At 71.9% G+C, this 13,366-nt stretch carries 14 protein-coding genes; 6 read left to right on the forward strand and 8 right to left on the reverse strand.

Annotated elements, in window-relative coordinates; translation table 11 throughout:
- Positions 1–83: 83 nt before the first annotated feature.
- Complete coding sequence (locus tag AB0N03_RS46135; protein WP_364386749.1) at positions 84–479, reverse strand: PPOX class F420-dependent oxidoreductase; 396 nt, start codon at positions 477–479, stop codon at positions 84–86.
- Between the two features lie 403 nt (positions 480–882).
- Between AB0N03_RS46135 and AB0N03_RS46140 the strand changes: the two genes are divergently transcribed.
- The 4 genes from AB0N03_RS46140 to AB0N03_RS46155 all read left to right on the forward strand — a co-directional run bounded on the left by AB0N03_RS46140 (position 883) and on the right by AB0N03_RS46155 (position 3,300).
- Complete coding sequence (locus AB0N03_RS46140) at positions 883–1,077, forward strand: antitoxin (protein WP_364386751.1); 195 nt, start codon at positions 883–885, stop codon at positions 1,075–1,077.
- A 75-nt stretch (positions 1,078–1,152) separates the two neighbouring features.
- Positions 1,153–2,325 carry a VanZ family protein gene (locus AB0N03_RS46145; protein ID WP_364386753.1) on the forward strand — a complete coding sequence of 391 codons (1,173 nt, stop codon included), beginning with the start codon at positions 1,153–1,155 and terminating at the stop codon, positions 2,323–2,325.
- A gap of 100 nt (positions 2,326–2,425) precedes the next feature.
- The gene (locus AB0N03_RS46150; RefSeq protein WP_364386755.1) at positions 2,426–2,812 is read left to right on the forward strand and encodes an STAS domain-containing protein; all 387 of its coding nucleotides are present in this window, start codon (positions 2,426–2,428) and stop codon (positions 2,810–2,812) included.
- A 92-nt stretch (positions 2,813–2,904) separates the two neighbouring features.
- Positions 2,905–3,300 (forward strand): ATP-binding protein, encoded by a 396-nt coding sequence (locus tag AB0N03_RS46155; protein WP_364386757.1) that lies wholly within the window; start codon positions 2,905–2,907, stop codon positions 3,298–3,300.
- A 112-nt stretch (positions 3,301–3,412) separates the two neighbouring features.
- Here the strand turns inward: AB0N03_RS46155 and AB0N03_RS46160 are convergent, their stop codons facing one another.
- Complete coding sequence (locus AB0N03_RS46160; RefSeq protein ID WP_364386759.1) at positions 3,413–5,476, reverse strand: MMPL family transporter; 2,064 nt, start codon at positions 5,474–5,476, stop codon at positions 3,413–3,415.
- 74 nt (positions 5,477–5,550) lie between these two features.
- Here AB0N03_RS46160 and AB0N03_RS46165 point away from each other — a divergent pair, with 74 nt between their 5' ends.
- Together AB0N03_RS46165 and AB0N03_RS46170 are read left to right on the forward strand one after the other, a co-directional pair.
- Positions 5,551–6,003, forward strand: coding sequence for a MarR family transcriptional regulator (locus tag AB0N03_RS46165; protein ID WP_364386761.1), 453 nt, complete (start codon positions 5,551–5,553; stop codon positions 6,001–6,003).
- Between the two features lie 390 nt (positions 6,004–6,393).
- Positions 6,394–6,843: a hypothetical protein gene (locus AB0N03_RS46170; protein ID WP_364386763.1), complete on the forward strand. Its 450-nt coding sequence runs from the start codon at positions 6,394–6,396 to the stop codon at positions 6,841–6,843.
- Positions 6,844–6,907: 64 nt separating this feature from the next.
- On the opposite strand, the gene AB0N03_RS46175 is transcribed toward AB0N03_RS46170, so the two are convergent.
- From AB0N03_RS46175 to AB0N03_RS46200, 6 genes are all read right to left on the reverse strand, one after another.
- Positions 6,908–7,534 (reverse strand): DUF4360 domain-containing protein, encoded by a 627-nt coding sequence (locus tag AB0N03_RS46175; protein WP_364386765.1) that lies wholly within the window; start codon positions 7,532–7,534, stop codon positions 6,908–6,910.
- A 183-nt stretch (positions 7,535–7,717) separates the two neighbouring features.
- Entirely contained in the window at positions 7,718–8,590 is an 873-nt protein-coding gene (locus AB0N03_RS46180; RefSeq protein WP_364386767.1) for a spermidine synthase, read from the reverse strand.
- Positions 8,590–8,949, reverse strand: coding sequence for an adenosylmethionine decarboxylase (gene speD, locus AB0N03_RS46185; protein WP_364386769.1), 360 nt, complete (start codon positions 8,947–8,949; stop codon positions 8,590–8,592). Before speD ends, AB0N03_RS46180 begins: the two co-directional genes overlap by 1 nt.
- The gene (locus AB0N03_RS46190; protein ID WP_364386771.1) at positions 8,942–10,084 is read right to left on the reverse strand and encodes a type III PLP-dependent enzyme; all 1,143 of its coding nucleotides are present in this window, start codon (positions 10,082–10,084) and stop codon (positions 8,942–8,944) included. The genes speD and AB0N03_RS46190 overlap by 8 nt, the downstream gene beginning before the upstream one ends.
- A 22-nt stretch (positions 10,085–10,106) precedes the next feature.
- On the reverse strand, positions 10,107–12,656 hold the full coding sequence (locus tag AB0N03_RS46195) for a DUF5127 domain-containing protein (protein WP_364386773.1): 2,550 nt from the start codon (positions 12,654–12,656) through the stop codon (positions 10,107–10,109).
- Between the two features lie 157 nt (positions 12,657–12,813).
- On the reverse strand, positions 12,814–13,365 hold the full coding sequence (locus AB0N03_RS46200; protein ID WP_364386805.1) for an MSMEG_6728 family protein: 552 nt from the start codon (positions 13,363–13,365) through the stop codon (positions 12,814–12,816).
- Position 13,366: the final 1 nt, after the last annotated feature.

Consider the following 13,366-nt stretch of genomic DNA (forward strand, 5'->3'; position numbering starts at 1 on the left):
CGAGCGCCCGCCCTGCGGCGGGCCGGCGCTCCTCACCCGATATACGGGCCGCGGCGGCGCGAGGTTCACGCCGCCGCGGCACGTCACGCCGCGGGCGGCCAGAGGTAGAGCTTTTCCGGGACGATCCGGACGATCAGCCGCCGCGCGTCCGGTTCCGGGGGCGGCGTCTTCCCGCCCATGTACCGGTCGTACATTTCGTGCAGCAGCACCTTTTCCGGGTCGTCGGTGATCTCGACGCGGCCGCGGATCTCGACGTACCGGCCGGGGTTGCCCGACACCAGCAGGCTGACCCGCGGGTCGCGCCGCATGTTCCGCGTCTTCAGCCGGCCCTCGACGGTGCTGAACAGGACGGCGTCGCCGTCACGCTTCACGAAGATCACCGACGACTGCGGCCGGCCGTCGGCGTTCGCGGTGGCGAGCACCGCCGTGTGCGGACCGTCGAGCACTTCGCGGGCGGCTCCGGTCAGGGGCACGGTCATCAGGACGTCCTTTCGGAAAGCCATCGGGAAAAGATCAGCGGGCCGGGGTGGAGCGGCCGGATCTCGGCGGGGTCGCGAGCGCCGGCGTGGACGGAGTCGAAGTGCCGGGTGAACCGGAGCGGACCAGCCCGCCGCCCTGCCGCCCGGGGGCGCCGACGACGGCGACCACCCGTTTTTCGTTCGGGGAAGTGCTCATACCCGTACCGACCGGGCGCGGCCCGGAAAGGAATCGGCTCTACCCGAACGGGCCGGATCCAAACCCGCGACGCCGGCTTTCACCCGGGAAAGGGGCGGTATTACCCACGACAGGTGAGTGCCGGCGGCCGTTCGGTTGCGGGCCGGTTGCGCCGGTGTTCTCCTCGGAAGGTCCGAAGATCGGATTCCGAACGGAAGGCCTGTAGCGATGAACCTGTTCGACAAGGCGAAGGAAGCGCTCGGGAACAACCCCGACAAGGCCGATCAGGGTGTCGACAAGGCCGCCGACGCCGCCAAGCAGCGCTTCGGCGACCACGCCGACAAGATCGACCAAGGCTCGGACAAGGTGAAGGACTACCTGCACAAGCAGGACGGCCGTCAGCAGGACGCGCCCCCGCAGTGAGTCCGGGCCGGTGATCACCCAGCCGTCCGGGGGAAGCACGCTTCGCTCCCCGCTCGGCTGGGTATCACCGGCTCCGTGGTCGCCACCTACCTCGTCCCCGTCCGGACCGCCCTCATCCTCTTCCCGTTCCTCGTGCTGGCCGTCATGCTCCCGGCCGCCTTCGTCAGCTACCGCCGCCGGGGCCGCGCCGGCGGGTGGCCGACCTTCGTCTTCTACGCGTTCCTCTTCTACCTGCTGGCGATCGCCACGCAGACGGTGCTGCCGCTGCCCGCCGACCCGGCGTTCTGCGCGGGCCACACGTACGCGAGTTCTCCGCAGTTGCGGCCGTTCTACTTCGTCGAGGTGGTTTCGCAGCGCGCCCGCGGGCACTGGGGCCCCGGCGCGCTGCTGCACAACCCGGCGGTTTGGACCACCGCGCTCAACGTCGTGATGCTCGCGCCGTTCGGGTTCTACGTCCGCTACGCGCAGCGGATGCGGCTCGTGCCCGCGACGCTGATCGGCTTCGGCGTGTCGCTGTTCTTCGAGCTGACGCAGCTGACCGGCCTGTGGTTCGTCTACCCGTGCCCGTACCGGCTGTTCAGCGTCGACGACCTGATCCTCAACACGGCGGGCGTCGTGGTGGGCTGGCTGCTGGCCGGTCCGCTCGGCCGGCTGCTGCCCTCGCCGGAGCCCGAGCACGACCGGCGCCGGTACGCCGAGAAGGTCACGTTCACCCGCCGGCTGTTCGCGCTGGTCACCGACCTGCTCGGGTTCGCCGCGCTGCTCGGCTTCCTGTTCGGCCTGCTGACGCTGTTCGGCGAGGACCTGGAGCACCGCGACACGCCGGTCGTGATCCTCGCCCTCGTCTGGTTCGTGGTGCTGCCGGCGGTGACCGGTTCGACGCCCGGAAAACGGGCGATGCTCCTGCGCGTGGTGCGGCGGGGCCGCCGCCGGGCCGGGCCCATCGCGCTGCTGGTCCGCAACGGCGTGCTGCTCTCGCCGCTGTGGCTCGCCTGGCTGCTGCTGGACCTGGACCACTGGGACCTCGGCAGGCACCCCGAGCAGCTGCTCCTGCCGGTCGCACTGGCCGCGTCGGTGTTCGTCGTCGGCGTCTGGACGCCGCTGGCGGTGCTGCTCGACGGCGAGCACCGGGCACCCTACGAACGGCTGACCCGCACGGTCGACGTGGCCATCGTGCCCCCGGGCACCCCGGCGCCCGCACCGCCGGCCGAGCCCGCCCGGCCGGACGAAGTCCTCAAAGGACGGTGACGGGACACCGTGCTGCCCGGGCTCGGGGGCGCTGGTAGATGGCGGCCGGAGCAGGTCGAGCCGCCGGCCCGCGTCCCCGATCCCCCGTCCTGGAGCCCGCATGACCACCGATGCGACGCGGCCCCGGCAGCGGTTCTCCGGTGACGGCCGGTCCCTCGACGTCCACGAAGACGGCGACCTCGAGGTGCACACCCTGCGCGGCGAGTTCGACTTCGCGGTTTCGCCGACGCTCGCCGAACTGCTCCCGGCCGATCCCGGCGCCCGCCGCATCGTGCTGGACCTGCGCGAGGCCGAGTATTGCGCCTCCAGCTGCCTGCAGGTCCTGCTGAGGCTGAGCGGCCGGCTGCGCGAGGCCGGCGGCCGGCCGGCCGTCGTGACGACCGTGCCGGCCGTGGTCCGGCCGATCGAGCTGCTGGGCCTCGGCGACGTCATGCCGCTCCACCCGAGTGTCGCCGCGGCGCGCGCTTCCTGGGAAGAAGAAGCATGACGGCCTCCGATATCCGTGTCGGAGGGGCCGAATCCGGGCATGAAGGAGGGGAGGGCTTCTTCCCGGGGCCCGGCACGGCGAAGGAGGCGGACGTGAACCTGCGAGCGATCCGGCACGAACTCGGCATCACCGCCGAGCTCACCGAGCTGGCCAAGGTCCGCCACTGGGTCCGCACGGCCCTCTGCGGTCTCCCGGCGAGCGTCGTCAGCACCGCCGTCATGGTGGTGGACGAGCTGACGTCCAACGCGCTGCGCCACGGCCGCGCGCCCTACCACGTGCGCCTGCTGACCGGCGCCGCGAAGCTGCGGATCGAGGTCGAAGACGGCGGCGGTGAGCCGGCCCGCCGGCGGGCGCCGTCGGACCAGGGCGGCCGAGGCCTTCTGCTGGTGGAGCGCTGCGCGGCGGCCTGGGGCCAGCTGCGCCGGCCCAGCGGCAAGACGCTGTGGGCCGAGCTGGCCACCGACGACCTCCCGGGCGCCCGTGGCTGACCCCGGTGCGCACCGCGCGCCGGGCGAGGCACGCACCCGGCTCGACTCCTCGGCGCTGCCCGGCCAGTGACCGGAGCCGGAGGCTGATCGCCGGTAGCTCGGCGGCGATCGCCTAGGCCTCCCCGCGCGCGAGCTTCGACGGCCACCAGGTCCGGCGCCCGACGTCGACCGTCAGCGCGGGCACCAGCAGCGACCGCACCAGGAACGTGTCCAGCAGGACGCCGAACGCGACGATGAAGGCGATCTGGGCGAGGAACAGGATCGGGATCACCGCGAGCGCGGAGAACGTCGCCGCGAGCACCACCCCGGCCGAGGTGATCACCCCGCCGGTCAGCGACAGCCCGCGCAGCGTTCCTTCGCGCGTGCCGCGGGCCAGTGCCTCCTCGCGGACCCGCGTCATCAGGAAGATGTTGTAGTCGATCCCCAGCGCCACCAGGAAGACGAACCCGAACAGCGGCACGACCGGGTCCGCCCCCGGGAAGTCCAGGATGTGGTTGAACACCACGGCGGACACGCCCATGGTCGCCGCGAAGGACAGCACCACCGTCGCGATCAGCAGCAGCGGCGCGAGCAACGATCGCAGCAGCAGGGCCAGCACGAGGAAGATCACCAGCAGCACGATCGGGATGATCAGCGCGCGGTCGTGCTCCGACGTCTTCTGCGTGTCGAGCTGGATCGCCGTCGGGCCGCCGACTTTCGCGTCCGCGCCGGGGATCGCGTGCACGGCGTCGCGCAGCTTGCCGACGGTCGCGACCGCCGCCTCGGAGTCCGCCGGATCGTTCAGCACGGACAGGATCTGCACGCGGCCGTTCACGACCTTGGGCCGGCCGTCCGGGCCGGGCAACGGGACCGACTGCGCCACTCCGTCCATTGTGGACGCATTCAGCACGTCGGGCAGCGCGCCGGCGTCGGCGACCGTGATCGCGGGCGCGCCGAGGCCGCCCGGGAAGTGCCGGCCGAGGATCTCCTGCCCGGTCCCGGACTCCACCCGGGTGAGGAAGACGTCGGACTGTGCGGTGCCGGATGCCTTGAGTTGCGGAAGGAACGCGACGCCGACGCCGAGGACGAGCGCCGTCACCACCCAGACCGTGCGCGGGCGGCGGGCGACCAGACGCGCCACGCGGCCCCAGATCCCGGCGGTCTCCGGGTGCGGCGAGCCGAGCGCCGGCTTGAACGGCCAGAACGCGCCGCGCCCGCACAGGGCCAGCGCGGCGGGCAGGAACGTGGTGGACGCCAGCAGCGCGGCACCGATGCCGATCGCCGCGACCGGGCCGAGGCCCTTGTTCGAGTTCAAGTCGCTGAACAGCAGGCACAGCACGCCGAGGACGACGGTGCCCGCCGAGGCCGCGATCGGTTCGAGCGTCGCGCGCCAGGCGAGTTTCAGGGCGTCGAACCGGCTCGGCGTGTCTCGCAGCTGCTCGCGGAACCGCGCCACGGTCAGCAGGGCGTAGTCGGTCGCCGCGCCGAAGACGAGGATCGAGAGGATGCCCTGGCTCTGGCCGTTGAGCGCGAGGACGTCGTTCTTCGCCAGCAGGTAGACCACGAGGCTGGCGAGCCCGAGCGCGAACACCGCCGAGAGCAGCACCAGGAACGGCAGCAGCGGGCTGCGGTAGACCACGATGAGGATCAGCGCGACGACCCCGCCGGCGACGAGCAGCAGGATGCCGTCGATGCCGCCGAACGCCTTCACCAGGTCGGCGATCTGCCCGGCCGGCCCGGTGACCAGCACGGTGAGGCCGACCGGAGCGCCTTCGAGCCTCGCGCGGACCTCCTTGACGACGTCGGCGGGATTGCCGTCGGCGAGGATCGGCACGGCCAGCTGCACTGCCTGGTCGTCCCGCGGGGCCTGCTCCGGCTGGCCGAGCGGGCCGACGACGCCGGGGATGCCGCCCAGCTCCCGGGCCCTGGCGTCGAGGAACCGGCGGTCGTCGGCGGTCAGGCCGCTGGTGCGCTCGGCGACGACGGTCGCGGGCAGCACCTGGCGCGGGGTGAACGCCTTCTGCTCGTCGGAGACCTCGGTGGCTTCGGCCGAGCGGGGCAGGAAGGCGGCGTTGTCGTTCTTCGCGACTTCGCTGAGCTTCCCGGCGAACGGCCCACCGAACCCGCCCAGCCCCAGCCAGGCGATCACCAGAAGGGCGGGGATCAGCCAGCGGAGGCGGCGCGGCTTCTCGTTCATGGTCGCTAAGGTCCTTTCGAAGGCCAACACGCCCAATTGTTCAGCAAGCTGAACATTCTGCACGACGACCCGGAGTGACGGTGAGCACAACCCCCGAACCCGACCTGAGCACCTGGCCGACGGGCCGGCTGCTGGCGGTCGCCGCGCGCCTGGTGGAACACCGCTGGGCGGCCGTGCTCGACGGCATGGGGCTCACCCACGCGGGGCTGATCGCGCTGCACACGTTGCGCGACGGGCCACTCCCCCAGCGGACGCTGGCCCAGCGCTGCCAGGTGACCGACCAGACGATGAGCCGCACCCTCGACCGGCTCGCCAAGGCCGGGTTCGTCACCCGGACGCCGGACCCGGCGGACGCGCGGCGGCACCTGACGCGGCTGACGCCACGCGGCCGGGCGGTGCACGAGCGGGCGGTGCGGGCCGAGCCCGCGTTGCTCGGCGTCCTGGGCGAGGACGACGCGTTCCGGGCCGGGCTGCTGGACGTGATCACCCGGCTGTCCACGGCAGATCGAGACCAACCGGTGACCTGACCGGCCCGTCCCAGGCAGGCGGGCGTACGCAAGGCGCCGGGGGCCGCGGGCGAACTCCGGCGCGGTCATTCCGGCGATTCATCCCTCGCGGGCGTGGGTAGGTCTTCTTCCATGTGGATCGCGGTGAGCACCCCAGTCGCCCTCCTGATCGCCACCGTTCTGATGGAGCGGTTCGAGCGACGATGCAGCCTGGTGCCCAGCGCGGAACCGGATCGCCCGGAAGCCCGCGGCTGACCGTTCCCCGCGCCCCCGATCGCCGGCGCCCGGACCGAACGCGAAGCCCTTCTTCTGTGATCCACGTCTCACTCCTCTCCGTCGAGAACCCCGAGGCCACCCCGCGGCGACTGACGAAGCAGATCCGGCGAACTCCGGATCGGGGAGGAGCACACCATGCGCAGCAAATCCACCCGCACGGTGATCGGCCTGGCCGCCGCGGCCGGGCTCGTCACGGCGGTGAGCATCGGCCTGGCCGGCGGCGCGTCGGCGACTGTGGGGATTTCGGGGACTTCGGGGAATTCGGAGGGGACCATGACGAACGCGAACCACGGGCAGCCGCCTCAGGGGGCCAGGGCCACCGTGCAGGTGAGCCCGAACCCGACGACCCGGCCCGGCCAGGAAGTGACCATCACGGGCGACTGCGGCGGCGGCACGGGGCTGAAGTCCGTGCTCGGCGGCTTCCCGGAGCACCCGGCGCTGGAGAACATCCGGATCATCGACGCCGGGCCGGACCACTTCGTCGCCAAGGCGACCGTGTCCCAGCACATCGGCAACGGCGTCGGCCCGGTCTTCGTCGACTGCGGCGGCGAAGCCGGAGTGACACTTCTGGTCACGCACGTATAACTCGAACGGACCCGCTCACCGGAAGCGTTCCGGTGAGCGGGTCATCCAGGGAATTTCGCGGAATTCAGCAGGTCTTCCACGCGAAGTGGTAAATAGTGTCGACACTCGCGTGCTCGGAATCCATTTCGATGTAACTCGCCCCGGCGGAGGTGCCCGCGTCCGCCCGCAGTTCCGCATTGATGTTCAGGTTGCGGTCCTCGCCGCACGGGGCGAACACCAGCGCCGCGACGTCGGTGGTGTCACTCGCCCGCCACACGCCGTGGAACGGGCCCGGGAACGTGTGCCGGACCCGCGCGGTCGGTGACGTGCCGGCGAAGTAGTAGTTGGCCTGCTCGAGCGCGCTCGCCCCGCTCTCGATGTGCGCGTGGCCGCGGTAGTCGACCTCGGCGATCGCGTACGTGAACCCTTGGGGCACATGGACGAGCACGTTGATCTGGCAGTTCTTCCGGGCGTCGAGCGCGGACGCGCCGCCGCCGGCCTTGGCGGTGAAGTTCGCGTAGTGCACCGTGAACGACGTGTTGTCGGACGCGACGTCGGCCGACGCCGCAGCCGTGCCGGCCGGGCAGCCGGACCCGTTGATGGTCTTGATGTCGAGCGTGATCTTTTCGGTCGGAGCCGAAGCCGCCGCGGAATCGACGGGTGCGGCGAGGGCGGACAGAATCATTCCGGCTACGACCACCATACCGAGCATGACGCTCCTCCAAATGGGCCACGGTGCCTTTTTGATCACGATGATCACGCGCGGAACGGATCGTAGCGCGAGCACAACCTATTCGACGGCCACTGAACGGAGTAATACGACGACTCGGAGTGCGGGAAATCCATTTCCCGCTATTTCGCTCTTCAACCGTGTTGCATATCGGAAAATCGACGGTCAGGACTGGTCCAGACCAGTATCGCGTCGGAGCGAGTACGGCGGCGTCGCGCCGCCGAGCAGGGCCTCGGCGTCCAGCGTCGAAGCCCGGCTCCCCCGCTCCGCGAACCGCCGCGCCACCAGCGCACCCGGTTCGCCGACGCGGTCCGCGCGCCCGGAGAGGAACGCCCACTCGTGCTCGTCGGAACCGAAGTACAGCACCGTCGGAAACACCTCGCGGAACCGCCGCCACGACGCCAGCAGCGTCTCGTTGCGCCACAGCGTCGGGCAGCCCGACTGGCAGGTCACCACCCCGCCGGGCGCCAGGAGCCGGGCGCACCGGCCGAGGAAGTCCGTGCCGTACAAGCGGTTGTGCTGCGCGTCCGGGTCGGTGTTCTCGTCCGGCAGGTCGATCACGACCACGTCGTAGGTGTCGCCCCGGGCTTCGGCCGCGGCCAGGAACGCCCAGCCGTCCTCGAAGGACACCCGGACCGGGCCGTCGTCTTCCAGGGCCCGCGTCAGATCGGCGGGCGTGTAGCCGTAGGGCAGGTGTTCGGCGCAGGCTCGTACTGCCTGCTCGTCGATGTCGACGTGGTCGACCCGCGAAGCCCCGGCGGCCACCGCCAACTCGGAGGCGACGCCTTCGCTCGACCCGATGACCAGGACCCGCCGCACCTGCTCGGCCAGCAGCAGCGCGGGCACCATCAACGCCTCGTGGTAGACCAGCTGGCTCGCTTCCGTGCTTTGGCGTTCCCCGTCGCAGAACAGCGAAATCCCCTGCGCGGTCTTGCCGATCAGCACCTCCTGGTACGGCGTGCGCGCGCTGAACACGACGTCGTCGACCTCCCAGACGCGGGTGAGGCCGGCGCCGACCGGCTCGTGGATCGTGGGCATCAGCGTTCTCCCCGGTGCAGGACGGACAGGTGGACCGAGGCGGCGTCCAGCGACTTCGCCAGCAGCCGCAGCGCGTGCTCGGGGTCGGCGCGCTCGCCGCAGGTGAAGACGTCGGCGAACAGCGAGCCGTGCTCGGGGTAGGTGTGCACGGACGCGTGCGACTCGGCCAGCAACGCGATCACCGTGGCACCCTGCGGCGCGAACCGCTTGGCCACGACGTCGACGACCGTCGCGCCCGCCTCCGTCACCGCCGCCCGCAGCAGCTCCCCCAGCCGCGCCGCGTCGTCGAGCAGGCCCGGGTCGACGCCGTGCAGCTCGGCCAGCACGTGGCGCCCGGTGAACCGGCCGACCTCAGGCATCTCCCCACGTCCCCAGGCAGTAGGTGCGCAGCGGCTCGATGCCGTTGAACCCGACGGACGCGTAGCTCGCGGTGTAGGCGCCGGTGCCCGGTAGATCGAGCCGGTCGCCGGTCTGCACCGACAGCGGCAGCTCGTACGGCGTCCGCTGGTAGAGGACGTCGTCGCCGTCGCAGGTCGGGCCGGCGAGCACCACCGGTCCGCTCGGGCCGTCGTGCGCGCCGACCGGCTCGAACCGGTAGGCGATCGCCTCGTTTTCGGCCTCGGCGAGCCCGTTGTAGCGGCCGATGTCGAGGTAGACCCACCGCCGCTCGCCGCGGTGCGCGACCAGCACGACCTCGGTCCGCAGCAGGCCCGCGTCGGCGACGAGCACCCGGCCCGGCTCCAGCATCAGCTCGGGCCGCTCTCCGGGGAAGTACGTGTCGAGCGCCGTCGCGATCGCCGTCGCGTACCGGGCCAACGACGGGACGGCGGTCCGGTGCGTGGTCGCGAAGCCGCCGCCCAGGTTGAGTCGCGTCATCGCGACGCCCTGCGCCGCCGCTTCGGCGAACAGCTTCGCCGCCGTGGCGATCCCGATCTCCCACGCGGCGACGTCCGGCTGCTGCGACCCGACGTGGAAGGCGATGCCCGGCCGCAACCCGAGCGCGGCCGCGCGCAGCACCAGATCCAGGGCCTCGGCCGGTTCGCAGCCGAACTTCCGGCCGAACGGCGTCACCGAGTCCGGCGCGTCGAGCACCATGCGGATCGACACGGCCGAGCCCGCCGCGTGCCGGCCCAGGTGGTCGACGTCGCCGGGCGCGTCCGACGTGAACTCCCGGACCCCGCGCTCGAAGGCGTACGCGATGTCACGGGGTTTCTTGATCGGGTTGCCGTAGGCGAGGCCGGCCGGGTCGGCGCCGCGCTCGAGGCACAGCGCGAGTTCGGCGGGGCCGGCGACGTCGAAGCCGGCCCCGGCGGCCACCAGCGCGTCGAGCACCGGGGGCGCCGGGTTGGCCTTGACCGCGTACCGGATCAGCGCGCCCGGGAACGCCGAGCGGAACTCGCGCGCCCGGGCCGCGACGGCGTCGGTGTCGACGACGAGGCACGGGGTCGGCGGGTCCCGGTCCTCGAGGAACCGGCGGAGGGGTTCGGCGCACACGGCGCCAGTGTCGCAAACGGCGTCAGACGAACCGCCACAGGTGGTCCGGTGACCCGTTGTCGTCCCACTGGGTCACCTGCGCGCCGTCCGCCGTGGACTGCTGGTCGACCGCCACGACCTTGCCGCTGCGGACGTTGACGAGCTTCGACCAGCCACCGCCGGCGTCGACGATCCGCCAGTTGTGGTCCGGGGTGCCGTTGTCCTGGTACTGCTGGACGTGGGCGCCGTTGTCGAGGCTCTGGTCGTGCACCGCCAGGATCTTGCCGCTGTTGCGGTTGACGATCCGGACGGTCCCGTCGCCGTTGTCGACCACCGCCCAGAGGTGGTCGGCGCTGCCGTTGTCGGACCACTGCGTGACCTCGGCGGTGTCGGCCAGGGACATGTTCGACACGGCGAGGACCTTGCCCGAACGCTGGTTCTGGAGCTTGCGCCAGACCGTCGTGGCGGCCGCCGGGCGCGTCAGCAGAGCCAGGTAGCCGCCGGCGACCGGGCGGGCCTGGAAGCCGCGCTGGGTGGCGTCGGCGACGACGTACCAGTCGGAGAACGGCACCCGTTGCGGAGTGGTGTTGGCGTAGCTGTAGACGCCTTCGACCAGGGTGTTCCGGATGTTCGGCTGGTCGGTGAGCCACGCCGCGGTCCACAGCTCCCAGTCGGCCTTCGTGTAGTTGTTGCGCGGGTCGAGCAGGACTCCGTGGGCACCCGCACGAGCCTGGTACCAGGCGGCTTCCTGGGTCGCGACGCCGAGCGGGACCAGGTCGAGGCCGAGCACGCGGTCGGCGAAGCCGTTGTACTTCAGGCTCCACGTGCCCGGCTGGTCGTAGGCCAGCTTGAGGTGCTGGTTCGACGAGTCCTGCGCGAGCGTCACCCACTGGCTGACGTAGCTGCGGGAGGTCGACCGGTACCGCTGGACGTCGGCCGCGTTGCCGGTCGTGGCGGCGATGACGCCCATCGCGCCGACGCCGATGATGCCCTTGAGCGCGAGGTTGGCGCTGTGGGCGATGAAGCCGGTGAAGTCGTCGGTCTGGTTCTGGAAGCCGGGGTCGAGCGTGTTGGCGATCAGGTACTCGGCCCACTGCCGCAGGATCCGGTAGTGGGTGGTGGCGAACGCGCTCGCCTCCGCCGCCGGGAGCCGCTGCACCAGCGCGGCGGCCATGATCAGCAGGTTGGCCGACTCCTCGACCGGCATGCTCTCCTCGTTGCCGTCGTTGTGCCCGGTCGCGTCCGGGTAGTGCGTCCCGAGGTCGTGCTCGGCGAACTGCATCGGCCAGCCGCCGCGCTCGGCGTAGTCGAGCAGCGGCTCCAGGATCAGCCGCAGGTAGGCCGGGGAAAGGTAGAGGTAGGCGGGGAACGCCGGGTAGGTGACGTCCACAGTGGACATGTTGCCGTTGGAGGAGATTTCTTTGAGGAACGCCCACGGCGCGCCGCCGCGGTCGACCAGCTCGGTGCCGCCGAAGGCCTGGCGCAGCGCCAGCGCGCAGATCCCGGCGTAGTGCTCGCCGGTGCTGCCGCCGCCGGCCGCCGCGACGGCGTCGTCGTGCAGGCGCTGGTCGATCGCGGTGGCTGCACTCAGCGCGCTCGCGTAGTCGTTGGCGAACCAGACCGCCATGTCCTGCCAGCTGCCCCAGTAGTGCGTCCACCAGGGGCGCAGCTCGGCGCCGAGGTAGCGGACGGCCGGGGTGCGGACGTGCCCGATCGAGAGCGTGAACAGGTTTGACGAGCCACCGGCCGGGACCGTGCCCAAGTTCTTGTTGAAGGCCAGGACCGGCCAGCGGTCGTTGATCGCGCGCGGCTGCGCGGTGTCGCTGGTGTTCGGCAGGGAACCCTGACCGGCCGAGGCGGCGCGCACGACGGTGTCCTGCCCGATCTGCCAGCTGATCCCGGACGTCGGGGCGGCGAGCACGAGCTGACCCCAGCCGGCCTGGTCGCCGCTCTCCTGGAGGACGCCCGGGCTCGCCGGGGTGCAGCTCAGGAGGGTGTAGCCGGCCGATTGCTGCTGGGTCCAGGTGACCGGGGTCGCGGTGTTGCCGTGCACCCACTCGGCGGAGGTGTCGAAGTGCAGGTCGACGGCGTGCGCGCGGCCGTCGGCGCTGGCGGCCTGGAGGGTCACGTAGCCGAAGGGCACGCACTGGCGCTGCAGGTTCGCCGGGTCGACCGGCGAGAAGAACGTGACGGTGAGGTTCACGCCGCCGCCGGTCAGGACGTAGGTCGAGCGCGTGCCGGTGACCTGCAGGCTGACCTGGGTCATCGGGGTGAGGGCGGGCCCGGAGGGCAGCGCGGGCGAGCCGGCGAAGACGTACGCGGCGCCGTCGATGCGGGCGAGGCCGCAGAGGGCGGTGGTGTGCCCGGTCCAGAAGCTCGACCAGGTGCCGGGGAGGTTGTCGGCGGGCTGCCAGGCGGACAGGTAGGGCGAGCGGACGATCAGCGGGGTGGCCGGCGGCCGGATCGGGCCGAAGGTGCCGGCGGTGGCGGCCGTGCCGGGCAGCCACAGCGCCGCGGCGACGGCGGCGGCCGTGCCCCCGGCGAGCCGGAGCAGGTCCCGGCGGGTGAGGTGAGCGCGTTCTCGGGAGGACATCGGTGGCCCCTTCCACGGCGTGCGAGCCGGTGCGGGGATAACTTTTACATCGTTGGTACAACGTTGTAAATCCGCCGTTGGTCGGTGTGGTGATTCTTTTGCGGACCAGTGGGGACGCAGGTCCGGTGGCGATTTCCGGTGGCTCAGGCGGCCCGGGTCAGGCGGTGCGGCGCGGCCGGTCCGAGGGCGGCCAGACGTACGGCAGGTCCGGCGAGACGTCCGGGAACTGCGTGGCGTAGTGATCGGGGTCCTTCCGCACGAGGGCGGACTGGTGGCTGCGGTGGAGGGCTTCGTCGCCGAGCCACGGGGGCAGATCGCCGGTGGCCGCGAGTTCGGCCTGGGTGCGGACCGGGGCACTGCCGAGCGACGGCAGGTCACCGATGGCCGCCGGTCCCGCCGCGGCTCCACTCGCTCGCTCGCCGGCCCCCGCGCCGCCGGCTGCTTGCACGTACTCGTCGGCCAGCTTGACCGCGCACGTGTCCGCCGCGCCCAGGGCGCGCCACACCGCGCACACCTCGAGGCCGTAGCGGGTCAACGCCTCCTCGTACCCCGTCCACATCTTCGCCGCCGGGTGGTGGCGCCAGCCGTAGCCCGGCACCACCAGCGCGCGCAGCACCTGGAGTGCCTCCACGCGCTGCTTGCCGAGCCGGCGGCGCTCGAGCGTGCGGGCGCTGGCGGTGAAGTCGGCACACGGCAGGAACGTTTGCATC

The organism is Amycolatopsis sp. NPDC051061, assembly GCF_040682935.1.
GTDB lineage: Bacteria > Actinomycetota > Actinomycetes > Mycobacteriales > Pseudonocardiaceae > Amycolatopsis.

Coding starts and splice junctions, on each gene's coding strand:
- AB0N03_RS46195 (WP_364386773.1), bottom strand. CDS start 12,656: ATGTCCTCCCGAGAACGCGCTCACCTCACCCGCCGGGACCTGCTCCGG.
- AB0N03_RS46150 (WP_364386755.1), top strand. CDS start 2,426: ATGACCACCGATGCGACGCGGCCCCGGCAGCGGTTCTCCGGTGACGGC.
- AB0N03_RS46180 (WP_364386767.1), bottom strand. CDS start 8,590: ATGCCCACGATCCACGAGCCGGTCGGCGCCGGCCTCACCCGCGTCTGG.
- AB0N03_RS46170 (WP_364386763.1), top strand. CDS start 6,394: ATGCGCAGCAAATCCACCCGCACGGTGATCGGCCTGGCCGCCGCGGCC.
- speD (WP_364386769.1), bottom strand. CDS start 8,949: ATGCCTGAGGTCGGCCGGTTCACCGGGCGCCACGTGCTGGCCGAGCTG.
- AB0N03_RS46140 (WP_364386751.1), top strand. CDS start 883: ATGAACCTGTTCGACAAGGCGAAGGAAGCGCTCGGGAACAACCCCGAC.
- AB0N03_RS46200 (WP_364386805.1), bottom strand. CDS start 13,365: ATGCAAACGTTCCTGCCGTGTGCCGACTTCACCGCCAGCGCCCGCACG.
- AB0N03_RS46160 (WP_364386759.1), bottom strand. CDS start 5,476: ATGAACGAGAAGCCGCGCCGCCTCCGCTGGCTGATCCCCGCCCTTCTG.
- AB0N03_RS46135 (WP_364386749.1), bottom strand. CDS start 479: ATGACCGTGCCCCTGACCGGAGCCGCCCGCGAAGTGCTCGACGGTCCG.
- AB0N03_RS46175 (WP_364386765.1), bottom strand. CDS start 7,534: ATGCTCGGTATGGTGGTCGTAGCCGGAATGATTCTGTCCGCCCTCGCC.